We start from the raw sequence: 17,211 nt of genomic DNA, 5'->3' as shown, positions 1-17,211 counted from the left end.
CTGGCCGATGGGGCATTATCAACGTCGCATCGGCCAGGGGGCTGGCCTCCTACGTCCTACGTCCTACCGGGTCCCGTCTTTCCAGGCGGCGAGGGCCTGGTGGGCGACGCCACCGGGGAAGCCGCGGCCGGCCAGGTGGCGGAGCATGCGGGCCTCGTCCTCGCGGGTCTCGGGGGGATGACGGAAGTGGCGTTCGAGCTGGCCACGGGCCTGCTCGGTCCAGTCGACCTCCAGGGATTCAATGGCGGCATTAACGGTATCGCTGCCGATGCCGTTGTGGGCGAGCTCGGCGCGGATGCGCTGTTCGCCGTAGCCCTGATCGGTGCGGTGGCGGGCGATGAAGTCGGCGTAACGGGTGTCGCTCAGGTAGTCGAGTTCGCGCGCACGCTCGAGCGCGGCATCCACTGCGTCGCGCTCGAAACCGCGTTCGGCGAGCTTGCGCGCGAGCTCCAGCGCGGAATGCTCGCGCCGCACCAGAAGCCGAAGCCCAGCCTCCAGTGCGGCGTCCGGGTCGGCCGGATCAGCCTTGCTCCTCGACCGAGGCATCGGCCGGCACGTCCTCTACCGGGGCCTTGTTGCGCTTCGGCAGCAGGCGTTCGCGCAGGGTCTTCTCGACTTCCTCGGCGATCTGCGGGTTGTCCTTCAGGTACTGGCGGGCGTTCTCCTTGCCCTGGCCGATACGCTCGCCGTTGTAGCTGTACCAGGCGCCGGCCTTGTCGATCAGGCCTTCCTTCACGCCCATCTCGATGATCTCGCCCACGCGCGAGATACCCTCGCCATAGAGGATCTCGAAGTACGCCTCCTTGAACGGGGGCGCCATCTTGTTCTTGACGACCTTCACGCGGGTCTCGTTGCCGATCACCTCGTCGCCCTTCTTGATCGCGCCGATGCGGCGGATATCCATGCGCACGGAGGAGTAGAACTTGAGCGCGTTGCCGCCGGTAGTGGTTTCGGGACTGCCAAACATCACGCCGATCTTCATGCGGATCTGGTTGATGAAGATGACCAGCGTGTTCGAACGCTTGATGTTGGCGGTCAGCTTGCGCAGGGCCTGCGACATCAACCGCGCCTGCAGGCCAACGTGGGAGTCACCCATCTCGCCCTCGATCTCCGCCTTGGGCGTCAGCGCGGCCACGGAGTCGACGATCACCACGTCCACCGCACCGGAGCGAACCAGCATGTCGGCGATCTCCAGCGCCTGCTCGCCGGTATCCGGCTGCGAGACCAGCAGATCGTCGACGTTTACGCCCAGCTTCTCGGCGTAGGTCGGGTCCAGGGCGTGCTCGGCATCCACGAACGCGGCGGTGCCGCCCACCTTCTGTGCCTCGGCCACCACCTGCAGGGTCAGGGTCGTCTTGCCCGAGGACTCCGGCCCGTAGATCTCGACCACGCGCCCGCGTGGCACGCCACCGATGCCCAGCGCGATATCCAGCGCTAGGGAACCCGTGGAGATGGCCGGCACGTCCACCGCCTGCTGATCGCCCATGCGCATCACCGCGCCCTTGCCGAATTGGCGTTCGATCTGCCCCAGTGCGGCGGTCAGGGCCTTCTTGCGATTCTCGTCCACGGTATGCCTCCCGATGCTTGCAGCGATGGTTTCCGATCCGTTGCGGGGCGGATACGGGGCCGCAGTATCCCACAGGGCGGGGAGCGACCCAACCCGGGTTCACGGTTCTAAAGGGATCACCGGGGACGGCCGGCCCCGGACTGGTCGACGGGTCAAGCGGCCTCGTGCGCCAGCAACGCACTGAGGGCGTGCAGCATCGCCCGCAGGCGCACCTGGTGGCGTTCGCCGTCAAAATGCAGGGTCTCGACCCGCGCATCCTGCCCGCGCTCCTGCCAGCCGAAGCAGACCGTACCCACCGGCCTGTCCGCGCTGCCGCCACCGGGCCCGGCGATGCCGGTCACCGAGAGCGCCAGGTCGGCATCGCAGTGGGCAAGCCCGCCCTCGACCATCGCGCGCGCCACGGCCTCGCTGACGGCGCCGTGCTGCTCGATCAGCTCGCCCGGCACCCCGACCATCCGCGTCTTGGCCACGTTGGAGTATGCCACCCAGCCGCACTCGAACCAGCCCGAGCTGCCGGGGACATCGGTAATCGCCTGGGCAATCCCGCCGCCGGTGCAGGACTCGATGGTGCACAGCTTGCGTTCACTGGCGAGCAGCCGCTCGCCGAGGTCGTAGACCAGCGCCGAGAGCCCGGCCAGATCGGGCTCGTGCGGGATCACAATCGACGTCGTTTGCGCTTCCATGTCCGAATCATCCCTCGCTGTCAAAGGCAATGGCCACCCGCCAGATCACCTGATCGTCGCCCAGGGGCTCGCAGCGCACTACCTGGCCGGCACGCTCCAGCGCGGCCAGTCGCCCGTCCGGGTTGTTGATCGCAATGCTCACACGCTCGCCCGCCTGTGGCGCATGGGGCCAACGAAAGGCACAGCCGCTGGCCGACAGGTCCTCCAGCCGTACCTCATCCACCGCACCGGTCGCCATCCAGGTCACTTGTGCGGGGGTGTCGACCTGCATGCGCCGGAAGCCCCGGCGGTCATCTTCTCCCAGCATGCGTACCCTCCTTGACTCCACCCGAGTGTGGCACATCACGTCCCGTGATGGTGCACCTGCCACACGGGGCCGCGCATCCGTATACTGCGCGGCAGGGAAACACTGATTAATGTACACGCTCGCGTTGGCACCCCAGGTTTTCCGAGACAAGGCGCGCCGTGCAGCGGGTAGTGGTTCTACCCGCCCGTTGCTGATTGATTCGGGGCGCAACGCCGTATCGGGGAACCTGGGGTGCCAACCCCACAAACCATTGAAAGCAGAGGCTCGGCCGCTTTTGCGTGGGAACGGCGTTGCGGTTCCCTTGTGCAGAATGACTGCACGGCAGTTACCGCGCCTTGTTCGCACGCAAAAGCGACTCGAGCGCGAACGTGTACATTAATCAGTGTTTCCCCAAGCCCGGATCGACCACAGCCGAACCGATGAGCACCGCCGAGCCCCTCTCCGCCCACACTCCGATGATGCAACAGTATCTCGCCATCAAGGCCGAGTACCCGGATACGTTGCTGCTCTACCGCATGGGGGATTTTTACGAGTTGTTCTACGACGACGCCGAGCGCGCCGCCGGGCTGCTCGACATCACCCTGACCCGGCGCGGCGAATCGGCCGGGGCGCCCATCCCGATGGCCGGGATCCCCGTGCACACCCTGGAGAGCTACCTGGCCCGCCTGCTGAAGATGGGCGAGAGCGCCGCGATCTGTGAACAGACCGGCACCGTCGGCGCGCAGAAGGGGCCGGTCAAGCGCGAGGTCGTGCGTATCGTGACCCCGGGCACAGTCACCGAGGAGGCGTTGCTGGATGCCCGCCAGGTGAACCGCCTGGTCGCGGTCTGCCCGGCCGCCTCCGCCGCCGTGAAGGGCCGCAAGACCGGCTACGGCATCGCCAGCCTGGAGTTCGCCAGCGGCCAGTTCCGCGTACTGGAGGTGGGCGACGAAACCGAACTGGCCGCCGAACTGGCGCGGCTCGACCCGGTGGAGCTGCTCGTGCCGGACCAGGCGGGTGCGCTCCCGGGCACCGAGCCCTTCGCCCCCCAGCGCCACGCCGACTGGCATTTCGACGCGGTCTCCGCCCATCGCCTGCTGATCACCCATTTCGGCACCCGCGACCTGTCCGGCTTTGGCTGCGAGGGACTGGACCTGGGCATCGCCGCCGCCGGCGCCCTGCTCGCCTACGTGCAGAACCGCCATCGCGGCGATCTCGCCCACATCACCAGCCTGGCGCACGAGCAGCGCAGCCAGATGCTGGTACTGGACCCGGCCACCCGCCGCAACCTGGAACTCACCCGCACCCTCACAGGCGAGCGCCGTGGCTCCCTGCTCGCCCTGCTGGATACGACGCAATCGGCGATGGGCGCCCGCCGCCTGATGCAGTGGCTGCACCAGCCACTGCGCGACCGCGCGATCATCCGCGACCGTCAGACCGCGATCACCGCCCTGCTGGAACAGGAGGCCGTCACCCCGATCCGCGACGCTCTGGCCGGCAGCGCCGACAGCGAACGCATCCTCTCGCGCATCGTGCTGGGCAGCGCCCGTCCGCGCGACCTGACCGCCCTGCTCGCCAGCCTGGAGCGCCTGCCGGCCCTGTACGCGGCCCTGGCGCCGCTGGCCGATGCCGCCGAACGCCTGTCCGCCCTGCATGCCGCGCTGGCGCCGGAAGATGACCTGACCGCCCGGCTCGGTGCGGCCCTGGTGGAGGAGCCACCGCTGCGCGTGACCGACGGCGGCATGATCCGCGCGGGCTACGACCCTGAGCTGGATCGCCTGCGCACGCTGGAAAGCGACGCCGATACCTTCCTTCGCGAGATCGAGGCCCGCGAGCGCGAGGCCACCGGCATCCCCACGCTGAAGGTCGCGTACAACCGCGTGCACGGCTACTACATCGAGGTCTCGCGCAGCCGCTCGGCCGAGCTCCCCGGCCGCTTCATGCGCCGTCAGACGCTGAAGAACGCCGAGCGCTACACCACCGAGGAACTCAAGCGCTTCGAGGACGAGATCCTGTCCGCCCGCGAGCAGGCCATGCTGCGCGAGCGCGCACTGTTCGACGACCTGATCGCCGACCTGCAGGCGCGTGCGCCGCGCCTGCGCACGATCGCGGACGCGGTGGCCGAGCTGGATGTGCTCGCCTGCCTGGCCGAGCGCGCGGCCCGCCTCGACTGGCATTGCCCGGAACTGGTCCAGGATCCCGGCATCCAGATCGAGCAGGGCCGGCATCCGGTGGTCGAGGCCGGGCTCGACGCCCCGTTCGTCGCCAACGACACCGAACTGGACCCGGAGGCGCGCCGCCTGCTGGTGATCACCGGCCCCAACATGGGCGGCAAGTCCACCTACATGCGCCAGACAGCGCTGATCGTGCTGCTCGCCTGCATGGGCAGCTTCGTACCGGCCGCGCGTGCGCAGATCGGCCCCGTGGACCGCATCTTTACCCGCATCGGCGCCTCCGATGACCTGACCTCCGGACGCTCGACCTTCATGGTCGAGATGACCGAGGCCGCCAACATCCTGCACAACGCCGGCCCCGAGAGCCTGGTGCTGATGGACGAGATCGGCCGCGGCACCAGCACCTTCGACGGGCTGGCCCTCGCCCTGGCCTGCGCCGAACGTCTGACGCGCCACAACCGCGCGCTGACGCTGTTCGCCACGCATTACTTCGAGCTGACCGCGCTGGCCGAGCGCGAACCGGCCGTGGCCAACGTGCACACGGACGCGATGGAGCACGAACACAGCATCGTGTTCCTGCACCAGGTCCGCGAAGGCCCGGCGAACCAGAGTTACGGGTTGCAGGTCGCGCAGCTGGCCGGCGTCCCGGCCGATGTACTGAAGCTCGCCCGCACCCACCTGCGCGAGCTGGAGGACCGGGCCGCGGCGACCGACTCGCCACAGCTGGGCCTGTTCACACCGGAGCCCGCGTCAGCCGCCCACGAGGTCGCCGAGGCGACCCCGGAAACCGAACCGCCCAGCCCCGAAGAACGGGCCCTGAAAGCCCTGTTCGACACGCTCGACCCGGACGAGATGAGCCCGCGCGAGGCCCTGGACGCCCTCTACCGCATGAAGGACGCCCTGCGTAGTTAGGTAGACAACCAGGTACGCAGGCCGCCGCTGCGTCGGGTCGGCTGGCGGCTCGCTTGCTGCAGCACCCCTGCCTCCGGCTCGAACAGGCTCAGCCAGCCGCTCGCGCGCGTGATCGCCGTGTAGGCCAGCTCGCGCGTGAGCAGCGGGCTCTCCGGCGGGGGCAGCAGGAAGGCGACATGCTCGAACTCCGAGCCCTGGGACTTGTGCACCGTCAGCGCGAACGCCGTCTCCACGGACTCCAGGCGCTGCGGGATCATCCAGCGCACATGCCCGTCCGCCGCGACGAAGGCGACCCGCAGGGCCGTTTCCGCCGTGTCACTCTCGTCCGTTCCCACGTCACCCCGGACCAGCCAGGCGGGCACGCTCAGGGTTACGCCGATATCGCCGTTGATCAGTCCCAGCGCGTAGTCGTTGCGCGTCACGATCACCGGGCGTCCCTCGTACCAGGCACTCTCCGCCTGCAACACACCACGCGCCGTCAGCGCCCCGGCGACGCGGCGGTTCATCCGGTCCACACCCCAGGGCCCCTCGCGCACGGCGCACAGCAACTGGAAGCGCCCGTGCTCGCGCAGGGTGCCGCGCGCCCATTCCTCCCACGCGCCGCGCGCATCGCGGTATGCCGGGCGTTCGGCCGTCAAATGCTCCAGATAACGGACCACCCCGAACGGTGCCGCATCGGCATGCCCGGCCCCGTCCAGCACCCGCCGCAGCAGGGCCGGATCGTCCGGGCCCTGCAGCACCGCCGCGTGGACATCCTCGCCCGGGTGGCCCGTCACCTCGGCCGTGCCGTCGTTCACCGCCGCGGCCAGACGACCGATCCCGCTGTCCGCGCCGAAGCGTCGGCTGCGGCGCAGCATCGCCACATGCTGGTCCAGTGCCCGCCCGTCCTCGTCCACGTAGCGCGCGGGCAGCTCCATCCCGGCTGTCTCGCGCAGCCAGGCGGCCGTCTGCGGCGTGTAATGCCCGCCGTCGGCCCGCGCGCACAGCTCGCCCAGCACCGCCCCGGCCTCCACCGAGGCGAGCTGGTCGCGATCCCCCAGCAGCACCAGCCGCGCCTGGGCCGGCACCGCGGCTATCAGGCTGGCCATCAGCTCCAGATCCACCATCGAGGCCTCGTCGACCACCAGTACATCCACCGGCAGGGGGTTGCGCGCATCGTGGCGGAAGCGCCGGGTATCCGGTCGCGCGCCCAGCAGGCGGTGGAGCGTGACGACCTCGCGCGGGATCGCGGCGCGCAGGCGCTCGCCGCCGGGGAAGCGTTCCAGCCCCAGCGCGTCCACCGCCCCCGCGACCGAGGCATTCAGCCGCGCGGCGGCCTTGCCGGTCGGCGCCGCCAGGCGGACGCGCAGCGGCTCGCCCTCCCCCTGCAGGCCCTGCAGCAGCGCGAGCAGCTGCAGCACCGTGTAGGTCTTGCCGGTGCCCGGCCCGCCGGTAATCACGCTGAACGCGGACCCGGCCGCCAGTACACAGGCCAGGCGCTGCCAGTCCGGTTCGCCATCGCCCTCCTCGGCCGGACCGAACAGCCGATCCAGCCAGGTGCGCATCGCATCCACATCCAGCCCCTCGCACCAGGCCGGCTGCTCGCGCAGGCGCCCGGCCACCGCCTCCCCGATCCGGCGCTCGGCCTCGCGGTAGCGGCGCAGATACAGCCGGTCCTGCGCCCGCACCAGCGGAGTCCCCGCGTCCGCGTCGACACCACAGATCCGATGCCCCTCCAGCGCGGTGTCGACTGCCGCACGGTCCAGGCCGCGCAGGATATCCGAGGGCCTAGGAAGCCCCCGCTCCGCGCCCTCCGGCGGAAGCGACAGCATCCGGTCCGGGGCCTCCAGCAGGCCGTCGAGGTCCAGGCAGACATGCCCGCGCCCGGCCTGGTGGCTGGTCAGCGCCGCAAGCAGAAGCGTCAGCGGCGGGGCGGCGGGCACCTGTTCGCGCAGAAAACGCACCAGCACGCGGTCGACGCCGCGCACCCAGCCCGCGTGCTCCCACTCCCCGAGCAGATCCAGCAGCGCCCCGGTGTCCTGCAATGCGCGCTCGGCCGTCATGCCCGCGCCTCCCGCGGCCGGTCCGGCCCCTCGGCGAACCAGCCGTCCAGTTGCTCGATCAGCGCCCGTGGCGGGCAGTCGTGGAACACGCCACGCCCCGGCGCATCGATCCCGCGCAGGAACAGGTACACCCCGCCCCCCATGTGGCGGTCGTAGTCGTACCCCGGCATCCGCGCCTGAAGCTGGCGATGCAGGGCCAGGGTGTAGATCACCAACTGCAGGTCGTAGCGGTGTTCCAGCACCGCGTCGCGCAGGCGCTCGGCCACATAGGCCTCGGGACCGGGCCCCAGCCAGTTGGACTTGTAGTCGGCCACGTAATAGCGGCCCTCGTGCTCGAAGACGAGGTCGACAAAACCCTTGAGCATCCCGTTCAGCAGCCGGTCGCCCGCCGGCGGCCGGGGCTGTCCGGGCAGCAACTGCGCGCGCACGGCGGCATCCAGCCGCCGGCTCTGCAGCCAGCGCGTCTCGAACAGGAACTCGAGCTCCGGCTGATACACGCCCAGCCCGTCCAGGCGGAACGCGCCGCCGGAGGCCAGCGCGTACTCGGCCGTGATCAGCCGGCGCATCCAGTCCTGCACGACCGGTGTCCAGTCGCCCCAGGCGCGCTGTTCGCAGCGCTTTTGCACCTCGTCATCCATCCGAGCGCGATCGGCCATGACGGCCGACCAGCCCTGCTCGGCCGCCCATTCCAGCAGGCCGTGCAGGAAGGTCCCCGGCGCCGGCCCGCGCGGGAAGTCGTGCAACCCGCCGGCCACCGGTACCTCGGGCAACGGGTCATGCCCGGTCCCGGGTTCGGCCGCGCTCTCGCGCAGCATGTCCTCCAGCGCGGAATCCGGGGCCACCGGGTCAGCGACCAGCGGCGCCGGCGCATCCGCCTCGTCCGGGTGCGCAATCGCGCTGTAGCTGGCCACCCACCAGGGCTCGCGTACCGGGCGTGTCGGGGTGCGGGCGCGCCCGGGGGCCGCCGTCTGTTGCGCCAGCCGCATGCCCGAGGCCGTGATCTCGGGCAGGGGTTCGATCGCAATCGCGGCCTCGTCGCCTCGGGCCGCCTGCAGCCGGCCCTCCAGCTCGCCGTTCGGCATCGGTTCCGGGCCACTCAGCAGATAGCCGACCGCGCTGCGGTGCAGCTCGTTTTCCTTGCGCCCGCCCGGCGCGATCGGGGCCAGCCCCATCCAGCAGGCGTGGCGCGCACGGGTCATGCCCACATACAGCAGGCGCAGGTCCTCGGCCAGGCGCTCGCGGTCGGCGCGTTCCTGGGCACGGGTATCCATGTGGAAGATCCAGCGCGGCCTGCCGTCCGGCGGGCGATCGATACACGGCACGTCCTTCTTCGGGTCGACCGCCCGAAACCAGGACACGAACGGCAGGAACACCAGCGGGTACTCCAGCCCCTTGGACTTGTGCAGCGTGACCACCTTGACCAGGTCCTCGTCGCTCTCCAGACGCAGCACCTGCTCGTCAGCCTTCGCGCGATCCCCCTCGCGGTGCTCCACCAGGTGCCGGATCAGGGCCTGCTCGCCATCCAGCTCCGCGGCCGCACGCTGCAGGAGCTCGCTCAGGTGCAGCAGGTTGGTCAGCGCGCGCTCGCCATCGGCACTGGCCAGCAGCCGGCGCGGCACGTCGAAGTCGTGCAGCAGGCGGCGCAGCATCGGCAGCACGCCGCGCGTCTGCCACAGGCGGCGGTACTCGCGGAACTGCTCGACGCGGTGCTCCCAGCGCAGTTCGTCGGTGGTCAGCCGGTGCAGATCGGCCAGCGACTGCCCCAGCGTCGGGGTCGCCAGCGCCGCGCGCAGCAGGCGCTCGCTGGTCGGCTCGGCACAGGCCCGCAGCCAGCGCAGCAGGTCCCCCGCCTCCGGGGTCGCGAACACCGATTCGCCCTCGGACAGGTACACGCTGCGCACCCCCCGCGCGCGCAGCGCGTCCTGCATGATGCGGGCCTCGACCTTGCTGCGCACCAGCACGGCGATATCCCGCGGACGCACCGGCCGCAACGCCTGTGAATCGCGAAAGCCGCAGGTCCCGTCCACCCCGCCATTGAGCAGCCGCACCATCTGCTCGGCTGCGGCCGTGGCCATCTGTTCGCGATAGGCACCGGTGCCGACCGACGTGCCCGGATCCGCGCACCACAGGGTCAGCGCCGGCACCTCGGCCCCGTCCTGTTCCAGGCGTTCGCCGCGATCCTGGGCGTCCACCGCGTGGAACGGCAGCTCGCCGGCATCGCCCTGGCCGAACAGGAACGCACCCTCCGGCCAGCCGTCGGCATGGGCGAACAGGCGGTTCACCGCGCCGACCAGGCGCGCGGTCGAGCGGAAGTTGCGCGGCAGCGTGTAGTGGCGCCCGGCGGTCGCGCGGCGCGCCTTCAGGTAGCTGTGGATGTCCGCGCCGCGAAAGCCGTAGATCGCCTGCTTGGGGTCGCCGATCAGGAGCAGGCCCTGCTCGGTCGGGTTGTCCTCGATGCGGTAGACGCGTTCGAGGATGCGGTACTGCACCGGGTCGGTGTCCTGGAACTCGTCCACCAGGGCGACCGGGAATTGTCGCCGCAGCGTCTCGGCCAGCGCCTCCCCGCCGGGCCCCTCCAGGGCATCGCGCAGGCGCAGCAGCAGGTCGTGGAAACCCATCTGTACCCGCACGCGCTGGGCCTGGCGGAACTGGAGATCGATCTCCACGGCCGCCGCCTGCAGCAGGCGTTCGCTGTCATCCGCGCAGACCTCGGCGGCGGCATTGAGCGCGGTAAACGCCGGGTGCAGGTCGTCCGGCAGGGACTTGTCCTTCTTCAGCCTTTCGGCCATCCCCGCCGCGCACATGCGCTCCAGAACAGGCGTCGAGCCAACGTTTTCCGGCAGCAGTGCGGCCGGGTCTTCGGCCCAGGCGTGCATCACCTCGATCAACTTTTCCGGGTTGCTGTACTTCTGGCCATGGAGCACATTCGCGCGCAACTCGCGGAACTGGCGCTCCACCTCGGCGGCATCGTCGCGCCAGACGGCCTTCAGCTCGGCCAGGCGCGCCAGACGCGTGGCCAGCTCCGCATACAGCCCGTCCGGTGTGCGGTAGGGCTCCAGCCCCGCCGTGTCCGTCAAGTGGCCCAGAAGTGGCCGTACCCGGGCCTGCAGTTCGTCGGGTCCCTCGCCAAAGGCCTGGCGCAGCAGCTTCAGGTGATCCGCCGGCTGCGGGTAGACAAAGCGGCGCCAGTAGTCGCGCGCCGCCTCCGCCTGCAGCTCGCTCTGGTCCGCCTCCAGGCGCTGGTTGAACAGGCTGCCGCTGTCGAACGCATGCTCGCGCAGCATGCGATAGCACCACGAGTGGATGGTCGAGACCGCCGCCTCGTCCATCCACTCGGCGGCCAGCTCCAGCCGCCGCGCGGCCCCGGCGCGTGCGGCCGGATCCGGGTAGGCGTCCAGCAGCGCCGGCCACAACGCCTCGTGGGCCGGGGCCGGTTCGCCGCGCAGGACGCGCGCCCCGCGCGCCAGCACCGCGCGGATGCGCTCGCGCAGTTCACGGGTCGCCGCCTCGGTAAAGGTCATCACCAGAATCTGCGGCGGGGTCAGCTCGACGGTGCCCTCCGGCAGCTCGCCGTGGCCCAGCACCAGCCGCAGATACAGCGCGGCGATGGTGTAGGTCTTGCCGGTGCCGGCACTGGCCTCGATCAGGCGGCTGCCGTGCAGCGGCAGTTCCATCAGCTCCAGCGGCTGCGCACCTGCACTCATTCCATCTCCTCCCCGGCGGCCAGCGCCTCGAACAGCGGCCGGTACAGCCGGTCGCGCCAGTGCCCGAACGCCGGATCCTGCAACAGCGCCTCCGGGTCCGGCCAGGCACGCGCCAGGGCCGGGCTGCGCGCCCATTCACCGGGGCTGAAGTCGTCCCCGACCAGCACCTTGCGCGCCCGCGCCAGCGGGTCGGGGTCGTCCTTCGCCTCGGCCTGCAGCCAGGCGAAGGCGGTGGCGCAGGCCACCGGCAGCGGGCGTTCCAGCCCGGCCACCCAGCCCTCGACCAGGGCCCCGAGGTGCTCGCGGGCCTGCTCCGGCCCCACACCCGGCAGACGCATCCCGGTATCCAGCCCGATCACCTCGGTGGCGACCGAGCCGCCTTCGCCTGTGCCCTGGTTTGCCAGCAGGTGTTCGAGCCAGGGCTTGGCCATCTTGTCCACTCGCCAGTCCTTTTTCTGTTTCAGCCGGCTCACGGTGTAGTCCAGCAGCACGGCCTGCCCGGCCCCGCCGCGCAGGGCCGGGGCGGCACCCTCCAGCGTCCAGCCCCCGTGCCCCAGGCGCACGGCGGGCGACGGCGGCAGCCGTTCCGGCCAGGCGGCCAGACGCAGGCCGATGCGCTCCAGCAGACGTGCGGCCTCGGCGATCATCGACTCGCGTTCCAGCTCGCCGGCCGCACCCAGCGGCAGTGCGCCGGCACGTTGCAACCGCGCGGCCTCGGCCTCCAGCACCGGGCCCCAGGTCTCGGGGTCCTCGCCGTGGTCCAGCGCGGCCGCGACCAGGGCCTCGCGCACCTGCCACTGTTCCAGCCCGGCCAGTGTGAACGGCTCCAGGTCCTCGCTCGGGGCCTCCTCGCGATCGAACACCACGCCCAGCCGGTGGCGGAAGAACGCCTCCGCCGGGTCACGCAGGAAACGCATCAGCGTATCGGGGCCCAGCACGCGTTCGTCGTCGGCTTCGTCCGGCGGCGGCAGTTCGATCGCGTCCGGCGCCGGCGTCTCGTCGGCGTGGTGGACCGCCTCCCACTCGCGCGCGTAGGTGAAGTGCCGGGCGTGTGCCGGGTCGGGCGGGAAATTGGCCGGCGAGAACGGCTGCAGGGTGTGCACGGTAGTCAGGTGGTCCAGTAGTGGCTCCTTCCGGGCCTGCCCGTCGCCCTCCTCTGCACCCTGGAGCCGCCAGCCGGCGGCCAGGTGATCGCGCAGCTGCGCGACCAGCACCGAGGGCGGCTGCGACTCGTTGTCGCGCGCGCTGTGGCCGACCCAGCTGATATGCAGCTGCCGCCGCGCGGACAGCAGCGCCTCCAGGAACAGGTAGCGGTCATCCTCGCGCCGCGAGCGGTCGCCGGGGCGATAGTCGCGGCGCATCAGGTCGAAGTCCACCGGCGTCGGGCTGCGCGGATAGTCGCCGTCGTTCATGCCCAGCAAGCAGACGATGCGAAACGGGATCGCTCTCATCGGCATCAGCGTGCCGAAGTTGACCGAACCGGCCAGGAAGCGCTGGCCCAGCCCGCTGTCTTCCTGGCTGGCCAGCCACTGCTCGCGCACGACGCCCAGCGGCAGGGAGTCGTCCAGCGCCGCCTCTTCACAGTCCGCCTGCCACTGGTCCAGCGCCTCGCGCAGGCGCCCCAGCGTGAACAGCTCGGCATCGGTCTCGCCGGCGAAGAAGGTATCCAGCAACTCGCGCAGCCGGGTGTTCCATTCGCCGGGGGTATGGGCGTGGCGCAGCCAGCCCCAGGCCTCCGCCAGCGCGGTGATCAGGTCATCCATCGGGCCCAGCAGCACGGCATCCAGCCCGCCGATCTCGTCGAACGGCTCCAGCCCCTGCCAGGCCCCGGCGCCCCCGGACGCATAGCCCAGCAGCATCCGCCGCAGGCCGAAGCGCCAGGTGTTCTGCTCCAGCCCCTCCGGCAGGCCGAGCCCCGCGCGCTGCTCGGCATCCAGCCCCCAGCGCACGCCCGACCCCTCGGCCCAGCGGTGCAGCGTGGTCAGGTCTTCTTCCGCGATCCCGAATCGCCGGCGCAGCGCGGGCACGTCCAGCAGGTCCAGCACCTCGGCCACGCCCATCCGGCTCTCCGGCAGCGACAGCAGGCGCTCCAGCGCGATCAGCACCGGGTCGCGCCCGCGCGGCCCCTGGTCGGACAGGGTGTAGGGGATGTAGCGCGGGTCGTCCGGCGGCAGCTGGCCGAATACGGCCTCGATATGGGGGGCGTAGGCGTCGATGTCCGGGACCATCACGATCACGTCGCGCGGGCGCAGGTTGGGGTCGGCGTCGAAGTGCGCGAGCAGGCGGTCGTGCAGGATCTCCACCTCGCGCAGCGGGCCATGGGCGACATGGAACTGGATGGAGTCGTCGTCCGGCGCCACCGCCGGCCAGGCCTCGCGGGTCTCGCCCAGCGGGCGCAGCTCGCGGATGTCCTCCTGCAACTGGTGCAGCAGGCAGTCGCCGCCGTGCGGCTCGAAGTAGTCGACGCGCTTCCAGGCGAGCGTCTGCAGCACGGCGTCGTAGGCGGTGGGGTCGTCGTGTTCGTCCAGCAGACCGATGTAGTCGCGGCCCTGCTTGCCCCAGGCGGCCAGCAGCGGGTGCGCGTGCTGGTGCAGCTCGGCGTCGTCCAGCACGCTGGGCATGCCGGCCTTGCGCGCCTGGCGCTGACGCGTCGCGCGCAGCAGGTCCTTGTCGGCGACGATATCGGCCCAGTAGTGCTCGCAGGGGTTGTGCACGCAGACGAGGATCTGGCACACGCCGGCCAGCCCCTCCAGGGCCTCCAGGATCTGCCCGGGCATGGAGGAGATGCCGAACACGATCAGCCGCCGCGGCAGCCCCGGCGGGCGCTCGCTCAGGCCCTGCACGGCCTCGCGGTAGCGGGCATGGACCGTGGCCCGGCTGGTGTCGGCCGCACCCTCGCCAATGTCCTCGCGCAGCAGGCGCCACAGCGCGGCCTGCCAGCGGTCGTCCGCCCCCAGCGGGGTCTCGCGACCACGCGCGTCGCGCAGGACATCGCGTCCGGCGGCCCAGGAGGTCAGCCAGTCGGCGCGGTAGACCTGGTACTGGTCGAACAGGTCGGCCAGGCGCTCGGCGAGCTGGTGGCGCTTGCGCAGGTCGCCACCGTCGCGCGGGTCGTCATCGGCGAGAAAGCGCGCCAGCGGGGCGAACTCGGGGCGCGTCAGGCACTCCGGCAGCAGGCGCATCAGGCGCCAGATCAGCGGGCGCTTGGCATACGGGGATTCCAGCGGCACGGCCTCAAGCCCGAGCACCGCGCGATAGGCCGACCAGACAAAGCGCGACGGCAGCTGCATGTCCAGCGCGGCGGCGATGCCGCAGCCGGGCGGGTCGGCATCCGGATGCGCGGCCAGGGCGTAGCGCAGCCACTGCGCCATGCCGTTGCTCTGCACCAGCAGGGTCTCGTTCTCCAGCGGGCCGAGCGGTGCGCGCTGCATCCACTCGACCACCAGGGCACGCAGCGACTCCAGATGGTTGCCGTGCAGCACCACCATCCCTGGCTGCAAATCGCCGGACTGCGTCACCCCTGCTCCTTGTGCCCCATGTGAGCGCCGTGTAATGCGCCTACCCTACCAATGTGCACGTCCCTGCGCCCGCCCCCATTGGCATCCGTTCAAAAGCCGGTATCCTGTGCGGTTTTTGAACGCCGTCACAGAATAAAGGAAGGCGCATGCTCGCACTGCAAGCCGGGCTGGGACTGCTCGTATTCGTGGCCATCGCCTGGCTGCTGAGCGAACACAAGACACGCTTCCCCTGGCGCGAGGTGCTCGCCGGGCTGGCGCTGCAGTTCGGGATCGCGGTGCTGCTGTTGAGCGTCCCCGGCGCGCAGCATGCGTTCCTGTGGCTGAACCAGGTCGTGATCGCACTGACCGATGCCACGCAGGCCGGCACCTCGTTCGTGTTCGGCTATATCGGCGGGGACGACCCACCGTTCGCGGTCGACGACCCGGCCAACAACTTCATCCTCGCGTTCCAGGCGCTGCCACTGGTGCTGGTGCTCTCGGCCCTGTCGGCGCTGCTGTTCTACTGGCGCGTGCTGCCGGTGCTGATCCGCGGAGCCTCGCTGGTGCTGCAGCGGGCGTTCGGCATTGGCGGTGCCCTGGGCGTGGGCACGGCGTCGAACGTGTTCCTCTCCATGGTCGAGTCGCCGCTGGTGATCCGCCCGTACCTGCGCCAGATGACCCGCAGCGAGCTGTTCGCGCTGATGAGCGTGGGCATGGCGACGCTGGCCGGCACGATGCTGGTGCTGTACTCGACCATCATCGGCACGGTGCTGGACGACGCGCTGGGCCACCTGATCGTCGCCTCGCTGATCAGCCTGCCGGCCGCGCTGCTGATCGCCACCGTGATGATCCCGCCGACCGCGCCCTCCACCGCCGGCGAGCTGCTCCCCGAGACCGAGGGCGCGACCAGCGCCATGGACGCGATCACCCGCGGCACCCTGCGCGGGCTGGAACTGCTGCTGCAGATCATCGCGCTGCTGATCGTGGTGATCGCCCTGGTCGCGCTGGTCAACGTGATGCTGGGTGCGCTGCCCGAGGTCGCCGGGGCCGCGCTGAGCCTGGAGCGCATCCTGGGCTGGGTCTTCGCCCCGCTGGCCTGGCTGATGGGCATCCCCTGGGCCGAGGCCACCACCGCCGGCTCGCTGCTGGGGGTCAAGACCATCCTCAACGAGATGGTCGCCTTCCTGCAGATGGCCGAGCTGGGCGACGACGCGCTGTCCGCGCGCAGCGAGCTGATCCTGATCTATGCGCTCAGCGGCTTCGCCAACCTGGGCAGCCTCGGCATCCTGATCGGCGGCCTCGGCGCGCTGGTGCCGGAGCGGCGCAGCGAGATCGTGAGCCTGGGCATCCGCGCCATCGTCGCCGGTACGCTGGCCACGCTGATGACCGGCGCCGTGGTCGGGATCGTGCATATCGCCTGACACGCGGCTGGCTCTGCCAAACCGTTGGCAGCCGGAGGCCGTTCCGGTGTAGGCTTCTGCCTGGCGATATGCAAACTGAAATATAACGAACAGCATATCTACTGAAGGCATTCGTCGTCGCCCGACGCCACCACCAGGACCGAGCCCCAGGGAAGACCCCACCCATGCACCTGCGCCTACTGCTCCTGACCCTCGTCCTGCTGCTGCCCGGCCTGGCGCACGCCTCCGGCCCGCTGACCATCGCCGCTGCCTCCGACCTGCGCTTTGCCCTGGACGAGATCGTGGAGGCCTACCGCGAGGAGTATCCGGACGACCGGGTGCGCGTGACCTACGGTTCTTCCGGGCGCATGACCACACAGATCCTGAACGGCGCGCCCTACGACATCTTCTTCTCCGCCGACATCGCCTACCCGAAGCGGCTCTATGCCGAGGGTGCTGCCGTCACCGAGCCGTCCGTCTATGCGATCGGCCGCATCGTGCTGTGGAGCAACCGCATGGATACCTCCGAGCTGACGCTGGGAGACCTGACGCGCGACGACATCCGCCGCGTGGCCATCGCCTCGCCCACGCACGCCCCCTACGGCGTGCGCGCGAAGGAGGCGCTGCAGGCCGCCGGCGTCTGGGACGCGCTACAGCCGAAGATCGTCAACGGCGACAACATCGCCCAGACCGCGCGCATGGTGCAGGCCGGCGGCGCGGACATCGGCATCATCGCGCTGTCGCTCGCGGAGTTTCCCGACCTCGCCGAACACCCGCACCACCTGATCGACGACGCGCTGCACGAACCCCTGACCCAGGGCTTCGTGATCACCCGCCGCGGCGCGGACAAGGACACCGCACACCGCTTCGCCGGGTTCATGGGCCGCGACACCGCCCGCGAGATCATGCGCCGCTACGGCTTCGAGATGCCCGGAGACCAATAACG

General features: G+C 70.6%; 10 protein-coding genes. 3 read left to right on the top strand and 7 right to left on the bottom strand.

Annotated elements, in window-relative coordinates:
- Positions 1-63: 63 nt before the first annotated feature.
- From F623_RS0104790 to F623_RS0104775, 4 genes are all read right to left on the bottom strand, one after another.
- A complete protein-coding gene (locus F623_RS0104790; RefSeq protein ID WP_026278739.1) occupies positions 64-546 on the bottom strand; it encodes a regulatory protein RecX in 483 nt (160 codons plus the stop codon).
- Positions 521-1,567 carry a recombinase RecA gene (recA, locus tag F623_RS0104785; RefSeq protein ID WP_018862182.1) on the bottom strand — a complete coding sequence of 349 codons (1,047 nt, stop codon included), beginning with the start codon at positions 1,565-1,567 and terminating at the stop codon, positions 521-523. Before recA ends, F623_RS0104790 begins: the two co-directional genes overlap by 26 nt.
- A 152-nt stretch (positions 1,568-1,719) precedes the next feature.
- Complete coding sequence (locus F623_RS0104780) at positions 1,720-2,250, bottom strand: CinA family protein (RefSeq protein WP_018862181.1); 531 nt, start codon at positions 2,248-2,250, stop codon at positions 1,720-1,722.
- Between the two features lie 7 nt (positions 2,251-2,257).
- On the bottom strand, positions 2,258-2,557 hold the full coding sequence (locus F623_RS0104775; RefSeq protein ID WP_018862180.1) for a PilZ domain-containing protein: 300 nt from the start codon (positions 2,555-2,557) through the stop codon (positions 2,258-2,260).
- Positions 2,558-2,976: 419 nt separating this feature from the next.
- On the opposite strand from F623_RS0104775, the gene mutS reads away from it, so the two are divergent.
- Positions 2,977-5,622 (top strand): DNA mismatch repair protein MutS, encoded by a 2,646-nt coding sequence (gene mutS, locus F623_RS0104770; protein WP_018862179.1) that lies wholly within the window; start codon positions 2,977-2,979, stop codon positions 5,620-5,622.
- Here mutS and recD read toward each other — a convergent pair.
- From recD to recC, 3 genes are read right to left on the bottom strand one after another with little or no spacing between them, the layout of a single operon-like run.
- Complete coding sequence (gene recD / locus F623_RS0104765) at positions 5,619-7,664, bottom strand: exodeoxyribonuclease V subunit alpha (RefSeq protein WP_018862178.1); 2,046 nt, start codon at positions 7,662-7,664, stop codon at positions 5,619-5,621. The two genes, mutS and recD, sit on opposite strands and share 4 nt — an antisense overlap.
- Positions 7,661-11,368, bottom strand: coding sequence for an exodeoxyribonuclease V subunit beta (recB, locus tag F623_RS0104760; protein ID WP_018868357.1), 3,708 nt, complete (start codon positions 11,366-11,368; stop codon positions 7,661-7,663). Before recB ends, recD begins: the two co-directional genes overlap by 4 nt.
- Complete coding sequence (recC, locus tag F623_RS0104755) at positions 11,365-14,856, bottom strand: exodeoxyribonuclease V subunit gamma (RefSeq protein ID WP_081618328.1); 3,492 nt, start codon at positions 14,854-14,856, stop codon at positions 11,365-11,367. The genes recB and recC overlap by 4 nt, the downstream gene beginning before the upstream one ends.
- A gap of 176 nt (positions 14,857-15,032) precedes the next feature.
- Here recC and F623_RS0104750 point away from each other — a divergent pair, with 176 nt between their 5' ends.
- Positions 15,033-16,286 carry a NupC/NupG family nucleoside CNT transporter gene (locus F623_RS0104750; RefSeq protein ID WP_018868359.1) on the top strand — a complete coding sequence of 418 codons (1,254 nt, stop codon included), beginning with the start codon at positions 15,033-15,035 and terminating at the stop codon, positions 16,284-16,286.
- A gap of 164 nt (positions 16,287-16,450) precedes the next feature.
- Entirely contained in the window at positions 16,451-17,209 is a 759-nt protein-coding gene (gene modA, locus F623_RS0104745; RefSeq protein ID WP_018868360.1) for a molybdate ABC transporter substrate-binding protein, read from the top strand.
- The last annotated feature ends 2 nt before the right edge of the window (positions 17,210-17,211 follow it).

Origin of the sequence: Thioalkalivibrio sp. ALD1 (assembly GCF_000381245.1) — a bacterium.
Taxonomy (GTDB): Bacteria; Pseudomonadota; Gammaproteobacteria; order Ectothiorhodospirales; family Ectothiorhodospiraceae; genus Thioalkalivibrio.
This window is presented reverse-complemented; position numbering and strand designations above follow the sequence as displayed.